Annotated in this window: 13 protein-coding genes and 4 pseudogenes; 8 read left to right on the top strand and 9 right to left on the bottom strand. The window is 53.1% G+C overall.

Annotated elements, in window-relative coordinates:
- Positions 1 to 84: 84 nt before the first annotated feature.
- The 3 pseudogenes from SJI19_RS23580 to SJI19_RS23570 all read right to left on the bottom strand — a co-directional run.
- Positions 85 to 1,070 (bottom strand): annotated as a pseudogene (locus SJI19_RS23580) (IS3 family transposase); the annotation flags it as partial.
- 330 nt (positions 1,071 to 1,400) lie between these two features.
- A pseudogene (locus SJI19_RS23575) lies at positions 1,401 to 1,669 on the bottom strand (TrbI/VirB10 family protein); the annotation flags it as partial.
- A pseudogene (locus SJI19_RS23570) lies at positions 1,649 to 1,729 on the bottom strand (transposase); the annotation flags it as partial. The pseudogenes SJI19_RS23575 and SJI19_RS23570, both read right to left, overlap by 21 nt.
- Positions 1,730 to 1,909: 180 nt before the next feature.
- Here SJI19_RS23570 and SJI19_RS23565 point away from each other — a divergent pair.
- The 4 genes from SJI19_RS23565 (at position 1,910) to SJI19_RS23550 (ending at position 3,516) form a co-directional block, all read left to right on the top strand.
- The gene (locus tag SJI19_RS23565; RefSeq protein WP_323480687.1) at positions 1,910 to 2,689 is read left to right on the top strand and encodes a hypothetical protein; all 780 of its coding nucleotides are present in this window, start codon (positions 1,910 to 1,912) and stop codon (positions 2,687 to 2,689) included.
- Positions 2,690 to 2,776: 87 nt separating this feature from the next.
- Positions 2,777 to 3,079: an IS66 family insertion sequence element accessory protein TnpA gene (gene tnpA, locus SJI19_RS23560; protein WP_323480686.1), complete on the top strand. Its 303-nt coding sequence runs from the start codon at positions 2,777 to 2,779 to the stop codon at positions 3,077 to 3,079.
- Entirely contained in the window at positions 3,073 to 3,309 is a 237-nt protein-coding gene (gene tnpB / locus SJI19_RS23555; protein WP_323480685.1) for an IS66 family insertion sequence element accessory protein TnpB, read from the top strand. Before tnpA ends, tnpB begins: the two co-directional genes overlap by 7 nt.
- Positions 3,310 to 3,375: 66 nt before the next feature.
- Positions 3,376 to 3,516, top strand: coding sequence for a hypothetical protein (locus SJI19_RS23550; RefSeq protein WP_323480684.1), 141 nt, complete (start codon positions 3,376 to 3,378; stop codon positions 3,514 to 3,516).
- A 127-nt stretch (positions 3,517 to 3,643) separates the two neighbouring features.
- On the opposite strand, the gene SJI19_RS23545 is transcribed toward SJI19_RS23550, so the two are convergent.
- Both SJI19_RS23545 and SJI19_RS23540 read right to left on the bottom strand, forming a co-directional pair.
- Positions 3,644 to 4,933, bottom strand: a complete 1,290-nt coding sequence (locus tag SJI19_RS23545) for a HipA domain-containing protein (protein WP_323480683.1) — start codon at positions 4,931 to 4,933, stop codon at positions 3,644 to 3,646.
- Complete coding sequence (locus SJI19_RS23540; protein ID WP_323480682.1) at positions 4,930 to 5,298, bottom strand: helix-turn-helix transcriptional regulator; 369 nt, start codon at positions 5,296 to 5,298, stop codon at positions 4,930 to 4,932. Before SJI19_RS23540 ends, SJI19_RS23545 begins: the two co-directional genes overlap by 4 nt.
- Positions 5,299 to 5,602: 304 nt before the next feature.
- On the opposite strand from SJI19_RS23540, the pseudogene SJI19_RS23535 reads away from it, so the two are divergent.
- Positions 5,603 to 6,565 (top strand): annotated as a pseudogene (locus tag SJI19_RS23535) (tyrosine-type recombinase/integrase); the annotation flags it as partial.
- A gap of 85 nt (positions 6,566 to 6,650) precedes the next feature.
- On the opposite strand, the gene SJI19_RS23530 reads toward SJI19_RS23535, so the two are convergent.
- The 4 genes from SJI19_RS23530 to SJI19_RS23515 all read right to left on the bottom strand — a co-directional run bounded on the left by SJI19_RS23530 (position 6,651) and on the right by SJI19_RS23515 (position 13,008).
- Positions 6,651 to 7,889, bottom strand: coding sequence for a multidrug effflux MFS transporter (locus SJI19_RS23530; RefSeq protein WP_323480681.1), 1,239 nt, complete (start codon positions 7,887 to 7,889; stop codon positions 6,651 to 6,653).
- A gap of 209 nt (positions 7,890 to 8,098) precedes the next feature.
- Positions 8,099 to 11,212, bottom strand: a complete 3,114-nt coding sequence (locus SJI19_RS23525) for an efflux RND transporter permease subunit (protein ID WP_323480680.1) — start codon at positions 11,210 to 11,212, stop codon at positions 8,099 to 8,101.
- Positions 11,209 to 12,318, bottom strand: a complete 1,110-nt coding sequence (locus SJI19_RS23520; protein ID WP_323480679.1) for an efflux RND transporter periplasmic adaptor subunit — start codon at positions 12,316 to 12,318, stop codon at positions 11,209 to 11,211. The genes SJI19_RS23525 and SJI19_RS23520 overlap by 4 nt, the downstream gene beginning before the upstream one ends.
- 75 nt (positions 12,319 to 12,393) lie before the next feature.
- Entirely contained in the window at positions 12,394 to 13,008 is a 615-nt protein-coding gene (locus SJI19_RS23515; protein WP_323480678.1) for a TetR/AcrR family transcriptional regulator, read from the bottom strand.
- Positions 13,009 to 13,097: 89 nt separating this feature from the next.
- On the opposite strand from SJI19_RS23515, the gene SJI19_RS23510 reads away from it, so the two are divergent.
- The 3 genes from SJI19_RS23510 (at position 13,098) to SJI19_RS23500 (ending at position 15,523) form a co-directional block, all read left to right on the top strand.
- Positions 13,098 to 14,549, top strand: coding sequence for an efflux transporter outer membrane subunit (locus tag SJI19_RS23510; RefSeq protein ID WP_323480677.1), 1,452 nt, complete (start codon positions 13,098 to 13,100; stop codon positions 14,547 to 14,549).
- A gap of 93 nt (positions 14,550 to 14,642) precedes the next feature.
- Positions 14,643 to 15,335 carry an NAD(P)-binding domain-containing protein gene (locus tag SJI19_RS23505; RefSeq protein ID WP_323480676.1) on the top strand — a complete coding sequence of 231 codons (693 nt, stop codon included), beginning with the start codon at positions 14,643 to 14,645 and terminating at the stop codon, positions 15,333 to 15,335.
- Positions 15,242 to 15,523 carry an ATP-binding protein gene (locus tag SJI19_RS23500; protein WP_323480688.1) on the top strand — a complete coding sequence of 94 codons (282 nt, stop codon included), beginning with the start codon at positions 15,242 to 15,244 and terminating at the stop codon, positions 15,521 to 15,523. The genes SJI19_RS23505 and SJI19_RS23500 overlap by 94 nt, the downstream gene beginning before the upstream one ends.
- Positions 15,524 to 15,652: the final 129 nt, after the last annotated feature.

Genomic DNA, 15,652 nt, shown 5'->3' with positions numbered 1-15,652 from the left:
GACGACAGGTCAACACAAAGGCAGTTCAGCCAATCCCAGCACGGGTCAGTCCGATCCGGTATTCAGGAGTATAGTAGACTGAGTATCCCAGCAGTTGCCGCGACGGCTCATGCTTTGCGTTATCCGGTAGCGCCAAAGTATCTGTCGATACTTATGGCTGGTATAGTGACTACCCTGGTCGCTATGGAACATTACACCTTCAGGCCGACCGCGCAGCTCCCAAGCCATCTGAAGCGCTTTTACTGTTAACGCTGTATCAGGCGAGTTCGACATTGCCCAGCCCACCGGTTTGCGGGCAAACAAGTCCAGCACCACAGCCAGGTAGGCCCACCGCTTGCCCGTCCAGATATAGGTCACGTCACCGCACCAGATCTGATCCGGCTCTGTGACCGCGAACTGCCTGTCGAGACGATTTGGGGTTTCAACGTGTTCACTCTCTCCTCGTTTGTATTTGTGTGTCGGCATCTGACAACTGGCGATATCGAGCTCTTTCATTAGCCGCCCTGCCAGCCAGCGACCAAGTTTCACACCTTTGCTGCTCACCATTGTAGCGATACTTCTTGCACCGGCAGAGCCACCGCTGGCGCTCCAGACCTCACTGACCAGACTGCGTTTTACTGCACGAGCAGCGTCTGGTTCATCAGCACGGTTGCACCAGTAGCGGTAGCTGCTGCGGTGAACGTTAAAAATCTGGCACAACACCTTTACCGAATACTGCGCACTCAAGCTGTCGATCATCGTGAACTGTTGAGGGAGTCCGACATCAAGAGTGCTGTAGCTTTTTTTAAGATTTCATTTTCCATTTCAAGGCGTTGTACTCGTTTCCTCATTTCCCTGAGTTCAATTTGCTCAGGCGTTAAAGGAAGTCCAGGAGGCGTTTTTCCCTGTCGCTCCATACGAAGCGACTTTACCCAGCGGTTGATGGCTGAAAGGCTAATATTCATCGCCTTAGCGGCCTCTGTATGGGTGTAATTCTGGTCGAGGACCAGTTTTGCCGCCTCGAGTTTAAATTCAGCAGTAAAAGCGTTGCTCATTGGATCACCTGTAATATTTGGATATGAGGATAACATCTCAACTCAGGTGGCCAAATTTAGTGTGCCACTTCAGATCACCTATGAATCGGGCTCGCTGGAGCACAACCTGACAGACGGAGACATGTTCGGCATTCGTCAGGCGGTCTGCACGTTACTGGAGGGCGGGCACCTCGCCTTTAAGGAGCGCGAGGGAAGATATTCGATTTCGTAGCTAGAACGTACGTAAGGGAGTATGACATTTAGCTGTAGCAGGTGCTGCTTCCCTAGCTTCTGAACAGAACCGATATTTCATTAATGCATTTGATAACGGGATCGCACTGCCGAAATTGTTGCAGGAGAAAATCGGTGTGCTGACGATAGGGGAACGACTTCATCCTCCAGCCCGGTATAACCGGCAGGATCAGCACCGGCCAAATTGTCCAACGTTAGCGATGAGGTATCCGGCAGAATGATGCAATTCCAAACTACCTGCACTCTACTCTGCCCGTAGATTACCTGGCTTGTATTTACCCAGGATGCGCGAACCCTGTGGGATCAACAGATAAAGACCACTGGGCCGTGTCATAAACCTGTTCCGTTACTATGGCGATAATATCTCCCGGCAGGTCGGATTTGATGCCCTTCACCCGAGTGCCGGTTTCGGCCTGTTTCAGGGCAAACGCGATTTGTTCCTCGGTAAAACGCGTTTTCTTCAGGACGGATCGCCACTTTTTGAAGAAAATGACGGGCCGAAAACTCTAGTTTAGCCTGGTACGGTTTTCAGAGAGAAGATCAATTCTCATCCGGGTAGAGCATGAAAGGAATATTCCCTTTTGAAGCTATATGTTGTTGCGATACTATTCATTTTAAAAGGTTAACATAAAGAGGCGATAACTATGGCTAGCTCACAAAATAACATTCCCTGGTCTGTTTTCGGTTTTATGGAGGGGTTATGGGACGTAAAAAAGGTGATGAAACTTACCTACTATGCTCTTTTTCTCGATATTTGGCTCATTATTCTAACGAAACATGGAGTTTTCTACTTATCGATAGAAAATAGACCGGATTTAACTTTCGGCAGTGTTATTGGTATAGCTATAAGCTTTGCCTTCATTTCAACTTTCATACTTGATATTTGCTACTTGCTTGTGGTTCTTCCACTTATTAGGGCTAAGTATAATAGACACTGGTTTAAATATCGCGCTGATTATGGAAATGCTGAAAGGGGTTATGTCCGTCTATCACAATTACAAGATGAGGCATTGAATAACCAATGTGAATTCATGCATAAAAGATTTTCAGAGGTCAACGATAAGTTGGTCGTCGAGAAAAAAGAACTTAGGCAGTCGAAGTTAATAGCGGTTGGTTTAGCTATACTTATTGCTATCGAGTGGTATTTATCCTCTCCGGATGGAACTACACAATCTTTTGTTGATTGGCTCTGGAATATGTTGAGGCAGCGAGACGAGATAATCACACATTGGGGCGTTGGGTTTGTATGTTTAATTTGCTTTGTTGGGTATGCAATCATTATCTGCTGGCCAGAGGAAATAGACGATATGGTATATTTCCCGCCCTTGTATAATAGAAATGAAGAGTTGAAAGAAAAAAGAAGAAAGGATGAGAGGGAGCGTGAGAACGAAATCGAAAGGATACTCAGGGACAAGAATGAATAAGAGTAATGGGACGGGCGTCTCGCCTTGTTCACGAAATACCATTCCAGCATTCTGATCTCACCCCATATAATCGGGGTGAGATGAACCATGGCAAAACGCTATTCCCTTAGTGAACGACTGCAACACCTTGACGCTTGGCAACACAGTGGATTAACCAAACAAGCCTATTGTCGGCAGCATCACATCACCGTTAGCGCCTTTTATTATTGGATAAAACATCATAAGGGTGAGGTTACCGCGACAGAGACCACCGCCTTTATCCCTGCGCATCGGGTTGCGGCAGAGAATAATAGTGCTGTCGCGGTGACGCTGAACCTGCCCAATGGCTATTCCGTGAGTTGTCTTCCCACTCAGTTGATGGCTGTAATGCAAGCATTATCATTATGTTAACCCCACAGCACATCTGGCTGGCGCGCGAGCCGGTGGATATGCGCCGTGGCATTGATACATTGACGCAATATATCACCGATAATTTGCACCAGCCCTGGCAAGAAGGCCATTTTATCTGGCCGAAACAGGGTGATGTCGCCTGGATGCTGTCGCCGGAGCAGTTTGACTGGCTGATGAAAGGCATCGACTGGAAGCGCGTTGACGGCCTGGATTTGACCCAATGGAAATAAAGATAAAAATGGATTAATACATTGATTTTAAATGACAATAATAATTTATTTTGATAAAATCAATGCATGGATATCGATGCATTGCTGGCCTCACAAAACCCCGATGACCTGCGCTCCCTGGCGTTGAAATTACTCGCGGACCTTGAGATGACTGGTGTGAAGTGCGCTGTTTTCGGGCTTTGCAATTCAATTAAAGAAATTACCTAATCTCGCCCTCCTATTGCCGCACCACTACCGTATCGCCATAGTTTTATTTGGTGATTATTTTGGTGGTATTGACTGCATGAAAAATTTTCTTTAACTCATTTATTCAAACCTTTGTGCGACAAAATATTTAAACCAATAGCCTCCGCGCGTCCTCCATTTGCTCATGTTCAAACGCCGCAGCAAAATCTTCCAGCTCATTTTCCCTAAGCCCCACTACAGGGCTGACTGCAATATTGCGCCATTGAGTCACGGCGGTATATACATCCGCCAACACAGCCAAAGCGGCGGTCTGACTCAAAGCAAAATAGGAACTACGCGCCAGCAGCATGCTCAGGTCGGTTATCGGCCCGTCCTCTTCCGACAACCATGTCTTAGATTCCCGTTCTTTGTCGGGAAAGGGGTTAAGGTCGAAAGCCGGCGCCAATCGCCAGAGGCCGTTTTGCACATGCAGGAAACCGTGATTTTGCAAATGATCGTCAACATTAGTGATCAGCAGGTTAAAAACCAATCTACGCCATAACTGTTGCAAATCCGCCGTTGGCGCAAGTCCGATTGATCGTATTGCATCGGCGATTTCGGTATAGCTGCGCTCTTCCTCTCGCGAAGCTTGAAGTACGGTGGCAGCTGATTGATAAGGAATACGCCCATCGGCACCGTCGCGGTCGAATCGGCGAATGATCGCAACCGGTATTCCTTCCAATTCAGCAATACGCGCTGGAGCAGACTCAATGCCGGCCTGTTGCGCCAAGCATAGAGCGAGGACTTCACCACGGGTCACGCTACGCGTGTCGCCTACGCTCGGGAATTTCCCAAGAGCAAGGGAACCATCTTCATCTATCACCGTACTTTTCGGCCGCATGCCGCCCAGAGAGGTGCCTTTACCCTGGAGATAGCGCAAATCCTGTATACTATCCCGGCCTTGCTCAACGGCGCGACTGGCTTGATAAATACGGTTTAATTCTACCAGCGGCGGCGTACTACGTCGCCCCTCCTCTACGGTTCGATGATATCGTCCATTCAAATCGCACAAACGCAAGGCCCCGACACGGCTGAAATCATCCACCGCGAGCAGGTAATCCATTTCGGTCAGCGGTGCGATCACGGAATTATCTTTGCGGCGTTTTGCATGATCGCGCGCAATAACCCGCCGCCCCCAGGCATCGGGGGCCGTATCGGCAATGGCGCTATGAAAGGAGGAATCCTGGGCTGATAATGCCTTATGCGGTTGATATCCCGCGACCAGACTCAGATCTGCGGAAACATTGAATCGCCCCGGATTGGTGAGCCAGTCATCATGATAGGCAAAAGCGGTATTCTCACGCCGACCTTGTTTGACATAAATCAGAGTACCAATTGCGGTGCCGACGCTGCCCAAACGGACCTGTATTTGCTGGCGGATCGAGGTCAACGCTTTCATAAAGCTCCTGAAGATGATGATTTAGCGCGTATCCGTTTGGGGAGATGCTCATCCATCAAGGTCAGGCCAATGTCGTCACGCGCCGTGTCCAACATTTCCGCCAGGGCCTGTATCTCGCCGAACACATGCATGGCCCGGGCGAAAAAGTGTATCGGGACCCGGACATCGCCTTTTTCCATGCGCCGCACGGTAGATATGGATGCCCCCATACGTTCGGCCAGCGATGCCTGGGACAGATGCCTGCGTCTACGCGCCAACGCCAGGTCGCTGCCTAACTTGTAAATGGCGCGCTCCACCGGCAGCGGCAAAGGGACATTTGCTTTATCGTTCTGTTTAGAATGCTTATAAGATTTATCTGTCTTCATGGGGATGATTATATACTTTCAGATTCTCTATTTCAATATCCGCAAAATGGTGGTCATGTTGGGGGTATTGACAGGAGTAGCATTCTCCTTTAGCTTATTTATTAGCCACTTAATGGCAAAGGCTATTCCAGTCAGAGGAGCCATATTTATGTTTTCATGCATCTTCACGAATCTTTATACGATTTAGATTCAACAAGTTAGTGTGAAAAGTCTTCCCGATGCATTTTCATTTTCCCCTCCGCATCGGGCAAGATTGATGGTCTGATTTGGGGTCATTTCAGTTCGATTATGGAGTGACCACCCTATGTCTCTGAACGACACTAAAATCCGCAGCTTAAAACCATTCGCTAAACCTTTCAAAGTTTCCGATTCTCATGGCCTGTACCTTTTAGTCAATCCAGGCGGTTCACGTCTCTGGTATCTCAAATATCGTATCAATGGTAAAGAATCCCGCCTCGGCTGAGGTGCCTATCCCGATGTTTCTTTGGCTTACGCCCGACAGCAACGTGATGGCATACGCAAGCTGCTGACGCAGAATATCAATCCAGCACAGCAACGTATCGCAGAGAAAGCTGCCCGCTCACCGGAAAAAACGTTTAAGCACGTTGCATTGAGCTGGCATAAAAGCAACAGAACATGGTCAGCAAACCACTCTTCCCGTCTGCTTGCCAGCATGAACAATCACATCTTCCCGGTGATTGGACACTTGCCGGTAGCTGAACTGAAACCTCGTCACTTTATCGACCTGCTAAAAGGCATTGAGCAAAAAGGTCTGCTGGAAGTCGCAGCACGTACCCGGCAGCATATGTGCAACATCATGCGGCATGCAGTGCATCAGGGGATGATTGAGAGCAATCCGGCGTCGAATCTCGAAGGTATCATCGCAGCACCGGTTAAACGACACTACCCCGCCCTTCCCCTTGAACGACTACCCGAACTGTTGAGTCGTATTGATGGCTATCATCAGGGACGGGAATTAACCCGGCTGGCTGTTTCTCTCACCCTGCATGTCTTTATTCGCTCCAGCGAACTGCGGTTTGCCCGCTGGACGGAGATAAGTTTCAGAAACAAAATCTGGACGATCCCCGCCACACGAGAACCGATCCCTGGAGTCCGCTATTCCGAGCGTGGGGCAAAAAATGCGTACGCCACATATTGTACCGCTGTCAAAGCAGGCTATATGCATTCTAAAGCAAAAAAGAGAAGTTCAGCCGAGCATAAACTGGTGTTTCCCAGCATTCGTGATCCGTACAAACCAATGAGTGAATGTAGTCGCGCCACGTATTAAATGTTAATCCAGGACCAGCTCATTTTCTGCCAAAACCATAAACGCCTATTGCATCTTGTAATTTTCACGTAGACGATGCTGTTAATTTTCCTCGCAAAAGGAACAGGAACAGCGCGACCATACAGGCCGTTGTCTGTATACCTCCCAGCGTTGGCACTGCAGGAAATGTCATTACAGAACCGAGCCAGGTTGCAGTTGCAGCAGCCCCCATAGTAAGAAAACCGAGTAAAGCGGATGCCAGCCCGGCCTGTTTCCCGAATGGACCCATTGTAATTGCCGTTCCCAATGGATTAGCCAGCCCCATTCCCCAGAGGTACATAACCATCGACAGGGAATACCAGCCTAATCCCGGAGACTCAGGCCCAATCAACAACATGCCACCACCAAGCAAAGCAGTAAGGATGCCTCCCGAGGTAATGATTTGCGCGCCATAGCGGCGCGCCAGTCGTGGGGCCGCCATACCCGCGCCGAAGACCACAAACACGGTGGCGGCAAAGTAAAATCCGACTTGTAATGATGATAACCCTATCCCCTTTATCAGGATGGCGGGTGCGGCGCCGAAGGAGGCAAATAAACCGCTCATCAGCAGGCTCACCGACAGTGCCGGAAGAATAAACTTCCCATTCACTGCCAGCCTGGAATACGAAACAATCACGCCCGGAATTGAAATTGGAGCACGCCTTTCAGCTGGATGCGTTTCTCCCAATGCAGTGGTATAAAAAATGGCTACAGCAAAGGCCGCAAGGCCCACGAGGATGAAGATCGCCCGCCAGCCCAAAGTGGTGGTCAGCACACTGCCCACCAGCGGTGAAAAACCGGGGGCGGCCGCTGTGGCGATCATGGTGAGGGACAGTGCACGAGCCAGTGTTTCACCATCGAACAAATCACGTGCAATGGCTCGGGCCAGCACTGCAGCGGCACAGATACCTAACGCCTGGATGACGCGTCCGATAATAAGCGTTTCAAGTGAGGTAGCAAGCCCCCCCACGACAGTCCCTACGATGAATATTGACAGCCCTCCCAATATCAGTTTTTTGCGGCCATAGCGGTCTGCCAGCGGACCAACCACTAATTGAGCCAGAGCGAAAGTGATAAAAAAACTGGAGAGCGTAAGACCCAGTTCACGTGCTGATACCCCTAACTGCTCGCCGATATCCGGGAATGCGGGGAGAATGATATTTGTGGATAAGGTGCTGATAGCCGAAAGCCCCGCCAGCAAAGCGATAATCTTCCCTGTTAATCGCGGATTTTCAGAGACCTGGTCACCTGCCTCAATGTCCCCCGGAAAGCTTTGCGTCTTCATAGTAAAATTTCACCAAAAAAATACTGACAAAAAAACAGCTCTCTTACCTGTTAGAGCAAGAGCACCCACCCCGACAGGAAGATGTTCTGCAACTGCGCTTTTGACCTGTATAAGTCATCAGATTCCTTAATTCCACAGTTGATAAGGGAAAACCACAGATCATCACCCAATGACAATGGTCTGTGGTGAGACGATGCGACAAAAGCGGTTCATTCATTCGCGGCGGAAACAGGTCTGGTCGGTGTCGAACTTTTACTCTGCTGCTGATTGTCAGGGCGTATCCTGAACCAGATGGCATACATTGCCGGCAGGAAGACCAGCGTGATGATGGTGCCACCAAACGTCCCGCCAATCAGGGTATAAGCCAGCGTCCCCCAGAACACCGAGTGGGTCAGCGGGATAAACGCCAGAATAGCCGCCATTGCCGTCAGCAATACCGGCCGGGCTCGCTGCACCGTTGCTTCCACCACCGCATGGAATGGTGCCAGCCCTTCCTGTTCGTTGTGATGGATCTGCCCTATCAGGATCAGCGTGTTACGCATCAGAATACCCGACAGCGCAATCAGTCCTACCAGCGCATTGATGCCAAACGGCTGGTTAAACACAAGCAGCGTTGGCACCACCCCAACAAGCCCCAGCGGCGCAGTGAGGAATACCATCACCATCGCCGACATCGACCGCACCTGCAGGATAATAATCAACAGCGTCATGGCAATCATGATAGGGAACAGCGGTGCCATCGCTTTTGTCGCTTTCCCGGATTCTTCAATCGACCCCGCCTGCTCGATGCGGTATCCGGCCGGGAGCGTATCAATGACCGGCTGCAACGACTTCATGATTGCCGTCGAGACATCCGGTGGCTGCAGATTTTCGGCAATGTCCCCCCGCACGGTAATGGTCGGCGTTCGGTCGCGGCGGCGCAGAACAGGATCTTCCATTTGTACCTCAACCCCTCCTATCTGAGATAACGGAATCCGCTGGCCGGAAGAACCCACTAAGGTAAAACCGGCGATTTTTTCCGGATCAAGCCGGATATCTCCTGCCGCCCGCCCCATCACCTGCACCGAACGGATATCTTCACGCACCGAAGTGATCGGAACCCCTGAAAGCAGGAACTGAAGCTGCTGTGCGACCGCATTCGATGTCAGCCCCACCGCCTGCAGGCGATCCTGATTGAGCGTGAAGTGCAGCGCTGGCACCCGCGGCCCCCAGTCGGTGTTGACGGTCCTCATCATCGGGCTGGCCTGCATCACCTTTTCGACCTTGTCTGCAATTTCGCGCAGTTTAACAGGATCCGGCCCCATCACCCGGTAGGCCACCGGATAAGGAGAATACGGACCGAACACCAGTTGAGTCACGCGCACGCGCGCCTCAGGTGCCAGGCCGCTGGCCGCCGCTTCACGTAGCCTGAACTTGAGCGCCTCGCGCGCTTCCTGACTGTCCGTCAACACGACAATTTTCGCAAACGACGGATCGGGCAGCTCAGGTGCCATGGCCAGATAAAAACGCGGCGATCCCTGCCCAATATAGGACGTAATGATTTTTGCCTCTTTCTGTTTTCTCAGCCAGGCTTCGATTTTGGCCGTGGTGGCGCTGGTTTGCTCTATCGCGGTGCCATAAGGCATCTGCACTTCAACCAGTACCTCCGGGCGGTCGGAGGTCGGGAAAAACTGTTTTTTCACCAGTCCCATGCCGAGTATAGCGACCGTAAAGACGGCAATAACGGTACCGGCGACTATCCACTTGCGTGCAATGACGCGGGTCAGTAAACGGCGAAAACGGTTGTAATGACGGGTGTCGTAAATCGCCGCATGCCCGCCCTCCACCGTTTTGATTTTTGGCAACATTTTCACGCCCAGATAAGGCGTAAACACCACCGCCACAATCCAGGAAGCAATCAGGGCGATACCGACAATCCAGAACATGTTGCTGGTGTATTCACCGGCAGTGGACTGGGCAAAACCGTTGGGCATGAATCCGACGGCGGTGACCAGCGTGCCTGCCAGCATCGGGGCCGCCGTGTGACTCCAGGCATAGGCCGAGGCTTTGATGCGGTCGTAGCCCTCTTCCATTTTCACCACCATCATCTCGATGGCGATGATGGCATCATCGACCAGCAACCCGAGCGCCAGGATCAGCGAGCCCAGGGTAATACGGTCAAAGTTTTTGCCGGAAGCCTCCATCACCACAAAGACAATTGCCAGCGTCAGCGGCACCGCCGCGGCAACCACCACGCCCACGCGCCAGCCCATACTGACGAAGCACACCACCATCACCACCAGCAGCGCGACGAAGAATTTGATCATGAACTCGTCAACGGCGGAGCTGATGTTGACTGACTGATCGGTGACCTTGGTCAGGGTCATGCCCAGCGGCATGCCCTCATTGATTTTGGCCGTTTCCGCATCCAGCGCCTTACCCAAATCCAGACCGTTCCAGCCGTCGCGCATAACGATGCCCAGCAGCAGCGCCGGTTCACCCTGATTGCGGATCAGGAAGGTCGCAGGATCTTCGTAGCCCCGTTCAACGGTTGCCACGTCAGAAAGCTGCAAGGTTCTGCCCTGTACGACGATGGGCGTTTCGCGGATTTTCTCCAGTTTGTCTAAGGCGCCATCCAGGCGGATAAAGACCTGCGGCCCTTTGGTATCAATCGAACCGGCGGGCGTCAGGACGTTCTGGCTGTTGAGGGCGGAGAAAATATCCTGAGGCGAAATACCCAGCGTGGCCAGCCGGTCATGCGAGAACGAGACAAAGATGCGTTCGGCCTGTTCGCCAATGATATTGACCTTCTTGACCCCCGGCACATGCAGAATTTGCTGGCGCAACGATTCCGCATCGCGCACCAGCAGTCGCTGTGGCTCACCTTTGGCCTTCAGCGCAAAGAGCGCAAAGGTCACGTCAGAGAATTCATCATTGACCATCGGCCCGATGACGCCTGCCGGCAGATTTTTGGTCTCATCCCCCAGCTTCTTACGTGCCTGATAAAACTCTTCCTGCACCTGTGAAGGCGGTGTGCTGTCCTTCAGCGAAAGCATGGTAAAAGCCAGACCGGGACGCGTGTACGTTTCGCTGCGGTCATACCACTTCAGCTCCTGCATACGCTTTTCCAGCGGTTCAGCCACCTGATCCTGCATTTCCTGCGCGGTGGCACCCGGCCAGGCAGAAATAATGGTCATCTGCTTGACCGTAAACGGCGGGTCTTCAGCCCGTCCCAGTTCAAAAAACGAAAGAATACCGGCCACGGTAATCAGGATAATCAGGAACAGCGTGATTGAGCGCTCACGCACGGCGAGCGCAGAAAGATTGAATCGCCCCCCGCTCATGGCTGGCTCCCGGCGACGCGGGTGTCGCTTTGTTCGGCCAGGCGTACGGCCTCACCGTCATGCAGCAGATGCGCCCCCAGGGCGACCACCTGCTCTCCGGGCTTAAGGGAACCGGTCACCCGCGCCGCATCGTCACCCAATCCCTGCACCTGCACGGGCAGCCATGACACTTTGGCGGGCTTACCCGAAATCTCCCAGACACCCGGCCCTTTGCCAGGATCATAGATGGCCGCTAAAGGCACCTGCATCACCTGGCCCGGTAATTTATCGTCTGCAATATGCAGCGTCACGGTGGATCCCAGCGGGGCATTCGCCAGTGCTCCTTCAAGCACATATCTCGCCTCGAAGGTACGGGTTAGCGGATCTGCCGCATCGGAAAGGAGCCGCAGTTTCGCAGGGACGGCCTGTTTACCGGTACCGTATAACGTTGCTTCGGCCTCGCTTCCGGCAGCCGGACGTAACGTCTCAGGCAACTGCACAATGGCCTCGCGCTGCCCTGCCCTGGCCAGCCGGACCACCGGCTGCCCGGCACTGACAACCTGACCGGGTTCAGCCAGCGTATCCATGACCACACCGTCGGCGTCAGCCAGCAGCACGGCGTAGCCCGTGGCGTTTTCTGCCACATTGGCCTGTGCCTGAGCCGCACTGAGTTCAGCTTTGGCCGTATCGGCGGCGGCCTTTATCTGATCGTAGGCCGATGCCGACACTGCGCCTGCAGCGACCAGACCGCGATAACGCACCTCGTCATCAGTCGCTTGTCTTGCACGGGCCCGTGCAGCCGCGACAGCCTGTTGCTGAGCCTGTGCCTGCAGACTCAGGTCAACCGGATCCAGACGCATCAATGGCTGACCACGTTTAACGGTCTGGCCGGTATCGACCAGCCGTTCAAGGATTTTGCCCTGCACTCTGAAACCGAGATCACTTTGAATCCGGGCGACTACAACGCCGGTAAATGCGCGGGAGGCATCGGCAGCACTCACTACGGTCGCAGACCTGACCAGAGGAGGCCGAGTACGGGGATCGGCGGTGCCGGAAGAGTCACCGCAGGCCACAAGGGCAAGCGGCAACAGGCAAACAGCAAAGGTGGCAGGATTAAGCCTGAGCATGGGTTCCCTTAATTGAGTTAACAGGACAGTAACCGCATTCTCAGACTAGTGACCAATAATGTCAATAGTCACAACTTAGGGTGACAGACTTCTTAGTATCAGTGAGGACAGGAGCGCCGCAGCCGCCGGTGCCGTTTCCAGATTGTATTGCAACTGCACCGGACTGATGTAAGGCCGCATGACCAGATATATCGCATGCGCCGCCTCATCCAGCGGCGTTTTCCGTTCAAACTCTCCCGCCTGCCGCCCTTCAACAATGATGTGCTCAATCAATGTTCTCAGACGCTCTTCATGGGCCTCTGCCGAAGGCCACTTATCCCGTGCCGCGACGGCAGCAATGTCATAAAGCTTGCGATCGTGAAAAAACAAATCACTGCCGGCTTCAGTCAGGGCCCGGAATAAACGCCGCAATTTTTCGGAGGCCGACGGGGCATCCGCAATCGCTGAATTGACAATCGCCATGATCATCGCCAGCCGGTTGGCGCAGATCACCTCGCCGATTGCCTGCTTGGAATCGAAAAATTTATAGATGTAAGATTTTGAAAATCCTATTGATTTAGCCAGTTCTGACACCGTGGTTTTCTCATAACCAAAATGCCCGAAATGCTCTGTGGCAGCATCGACGACCTGATCACGGACACTGTGATCCGATGGCCCCCTTGGGGGATGTACATTTATGTGTTTAGTCATTTTTCCAGCTTAGCTCAATGAGCCCTGATTGACAACGAGTGACCATTTGGTAATGTAGTCACACTTCAAAACTGACTCAAGGAATATCAATGTTCCACCTCCGTACTCTTGCACTGGTGGTGAGCAGCGTCTTACTGGCGGGTTGCGCCACCGGGCCGGATTATCATCGCCCGGATGCCCCCCTTCCTGAACACTATCAGTCACCGTCTGCCGTCCAGCAGAGAAGTGCCTCCAGACCCGCCAGTTTTGCCGTCTGGTGGGACGGCTTCGGCGATCCTCTGCTAAGTCAGTACGTTACAGACGCCCTTGCGCAAAATCTCGACCTCGCACAGGCCACCGCCCGCATGACACAGGCCCGTGCCGGACTGGGCGCGGCCACAGCAGCGCTGTTGCCCTCAGGTAACATCAGCGGGCAAGCGGCACGCGCGTATCAGTCGGCCGAAACCCCGCTGGGTCAGGTTCTCAGCTCAACGCCGGATTATAATCGCTACGGCAATAGCTATGAAACCGATCTCAACGCAAGCTGGGAGATTGACGTATTTGGGGGGCTGCGACGCGGGCGACAGGCAGCACTGGCTGACTATCAGGCTTCCGAGGCGGGCGTCGCCGCAACCCGTCTTGCCGTCGCGGCTCAGACTGCCGATATCTATATCACCCTGCGCGGTTTACAGGCCCGGCTGTCCATCGCGGAGAAACAGGTTAGTACGCAGCAGGAACTGCTGGAAAAGGTACAACTCCTGAACGCTAAAGGACTGGCTCCAGGGTATCAGGTTCGCCAGACCGAAGGGGAACTGGCGCAGGTTCAGGCAACCGTACCGGTTCTCAGTATGGGGCTTGATGCGGCCATGAATGCATTAGATGTCATGCTCGGCACGCCTCCCGGCACCCATCGCAGTCAGTTAGCGTTGCCGGGTGCCATACCGCAGGCTCCGCAGATAGCCTCAACGGGCACACCTGCCGACCTGTTGCGCCGCAGACCCGATATTATCGTGGCGGAGCGCCATCTCGCGGCTTCGAGTGCACGCATCGGCGTGGCTGTCAGTGAGTATTATCCGAAGTTTTCACTCAGTGCACTGCTCGGCAGCGCAACGGCTGTATCGGGCAATAACCTGTTCTCAGGCGGTGCCAGCCAGTCGGCAGCCGTGCTGGGACTGCGCTGGCGGCTCTTCGATTTTGGTCGCATCAACGCCCAGATAGATCAGGCGAAAGGCCAGGAAGCCGAAGCGCTCGCGGCCTATCGCCTGTCGGTATTACGCGCCACCGAAGACGTCGAAAATGCTTTCTCCGCCCTGGTCAATCGTGAAATACAGGCAGCCACGCTGACCCGCGGTGAAACCGCCCTGGCCAGCGCCCGCCAGTCATCTTTTATCGCTTACCGGCAGGGAACAGCCAGCCTGATGGACGTCCTGCACAACGATGAAACCCTGTTACAGGCTTCCGACGCCAGGGCGCAGGCGCAGACAGAATCTGCGCGCGCGGCTGTTGCTACGTTCAGGGCGCTTGGAGGAGGCTGGCAGCCGCCAGAAACGCCCGCACCATAAGATGCTGCGGATCTTCCCTTACTTGTGTCACAGACGTGACGACCTTTTTACCGTTGATTACACGACAGAACCGTACTGATAACCGGGGGACTGATGAAAAGGATAGGTATTCTGGAGATAGACGCGTTAACTGAAAAACTGGTACGAGGATTGTTTCTTGCCGAGCCTGATGCACAGGTATTTCTGGTTTCGGGAAACAACGAACGCACACGCAAGCTGGGAAGAGAGTTCCCCTGCTGGACGCTGGACAGTTACCAGGATGTCATCAATGAGACTGATGTCATTATTACCGGCGTAGATCGCCATGCTCTGGATGAAATGGCCAATCAGGTGCAGTTGCGAAGCGCGCAAACGCTGGTTTCACTGGTGCCGGGGCTGCCATCACAGCGTTTGCGAAAGCTATTCAGACACACTGATTGTGTCAGACTGATGTTTTCCTTCGCCGCTGAAATCAATAAATCGAGCGTGCTCCTGACCGGTGCTGATCAAGAGGTTCAGCGCTTATTTTCCCTGCTGGGCCCACTAACCTTATTGCCTGACGAGTCGGACTTTGACTTAGCAACGGTCAGTCTTTGTATGAGTAATGGCTTTTATTTCCTGGCGGAAGGCTTAGCGTGCTGGCTGACTGGGAAAGGTATGGCGGATGACACTGCCCGCCAGCTGGTTCTTAACGGCCTGAAAGACTGTGCTGAATATGCGGGTTATCACTCGTCCATCAACCCATCCTTGATGACTGGGGTCTTGAACCGCTGTCCCCGGCACATCGAAACGATCTACTGGAGGTAATGGACGATCGTTACGGAAAAAGCGCGACGGTCATGATAAGCCAACTGCCGACCGAGGAATGGTACGGGTGCGTGGGGGACAGTACGCTGGCAGACGCCATCCTGGATAGGCTGATGCACAATGCACACCGCCTGGAAATGAAAGGTGAATCGATGCGAAAAAGGCGGGCTCAGGTTGACACAAAGTGAACAACCGAGGTAATAAGAAGCGTTGATGGCGCGTTAGGAAATAACGCGTTCACGTTCCCCCGGAACAACCGTTCATCTTCACCAGAATACGCACGCAAACCGGTCGTGTTAAAGGGAGGCTTAATCACG

It is taken from the genome of Acerihabitans sp. TG2, assembly GCF_035013185.1.
Lineage (GTDB): Bacteria > Pseudomonadota > Gammaproteobacteria > Enterobacterales > Enterobacteriaceae > Acerihabitans.
Note: the sequence above shows the minus strand (reverse complement) of the source record. Positions and strands in the feature narration are given on the sequence as shown.

Bases quoted from the DNA above. Each gene is read 5' to 3' on its own strand.
- SJI19_RS23565 (WP_323480687.1), top strand. From the start codon at position 1,910: ATGGCTAGCTCACAAAATAACATTCCCTGGTCTGTTTTCGGTTTTATG.
- tnpA (WP_323480686.1), top strand. From the start codon at position 2,777: ATGGCAAAACGCTATTCCCTTAGTGAACGACTGCAACACCTTGACGCT.
- tnpB (WP_323480685.1), top strand. From the start codon at position 3,073: ATGTTAACCCCACAGCACATCTGGCTGGCGCGCGAGCCGGTGGATATG.
- SJI19_RS23550 (WP_323480684.1), top strand. From the start codon at position 3,376: ATGGATATCGATGCATTGCTGGCCTCACAAAACCCCGATGACCTGCGC.
- SJI19_RS23545 (WP_323480683.1), bottom strand. From the start codon at position 4,933: ATGAAAGCGTTGACCTCGATCCGCCAGCAAATACAGGTCCGTTTGGGC.
- SJI19_RS23540 (WP_323480682.1), bottom strand. From the start codon at position 5,298: ATGAAGACAGATAAATCTTATAAGCATTCTAAACAGAACGATAAAGCA.
- SJI19_RS23530 (WP_323480681.1), bottom strand. From the start codon at position 7,889: ATGAAGACGCAAAGCTTTCCGGGGGACATTGAGGCAGGTGACCAGGTC.
- SJI19_RS23525 (WP_323480680.1), bottom strand. From the start codon at position 11,212: ATGAGCGGGGGGCGATTCAATCTTTCTGCGCTCGCCGTGCGTGAGCGC.
- SJI19_RS23520 (WP_323480679.1), bottom strand. From the start codon at position 12,318: ATGCTCAGGCTTAATCCTGCCACCTTTGCTGTTTGCCTGTTGCCGCTT.
- SJI19_RS23515 (WP_323480678.1), bottom strand. From the start codon at position 13,008: ATGACTAAACACATAAATGTACATCCCCCAAGGGGGCCATCGGATCAC.
- SJI19_RS23510 (WP_323480677.1), top strand. From the start codon at position 13,098: ATGTTCCACCTCCGTACTCTTGCACTGGTGGTGAGCAGCGTCTTACTG.
- SJI19_RS23505 (WP_323480676.1), top strand. From the start codon at position 14,643: ATGAAAAGGATAGGTATTCTGGAGATAGACGCGTTAACTGAAAAACTG.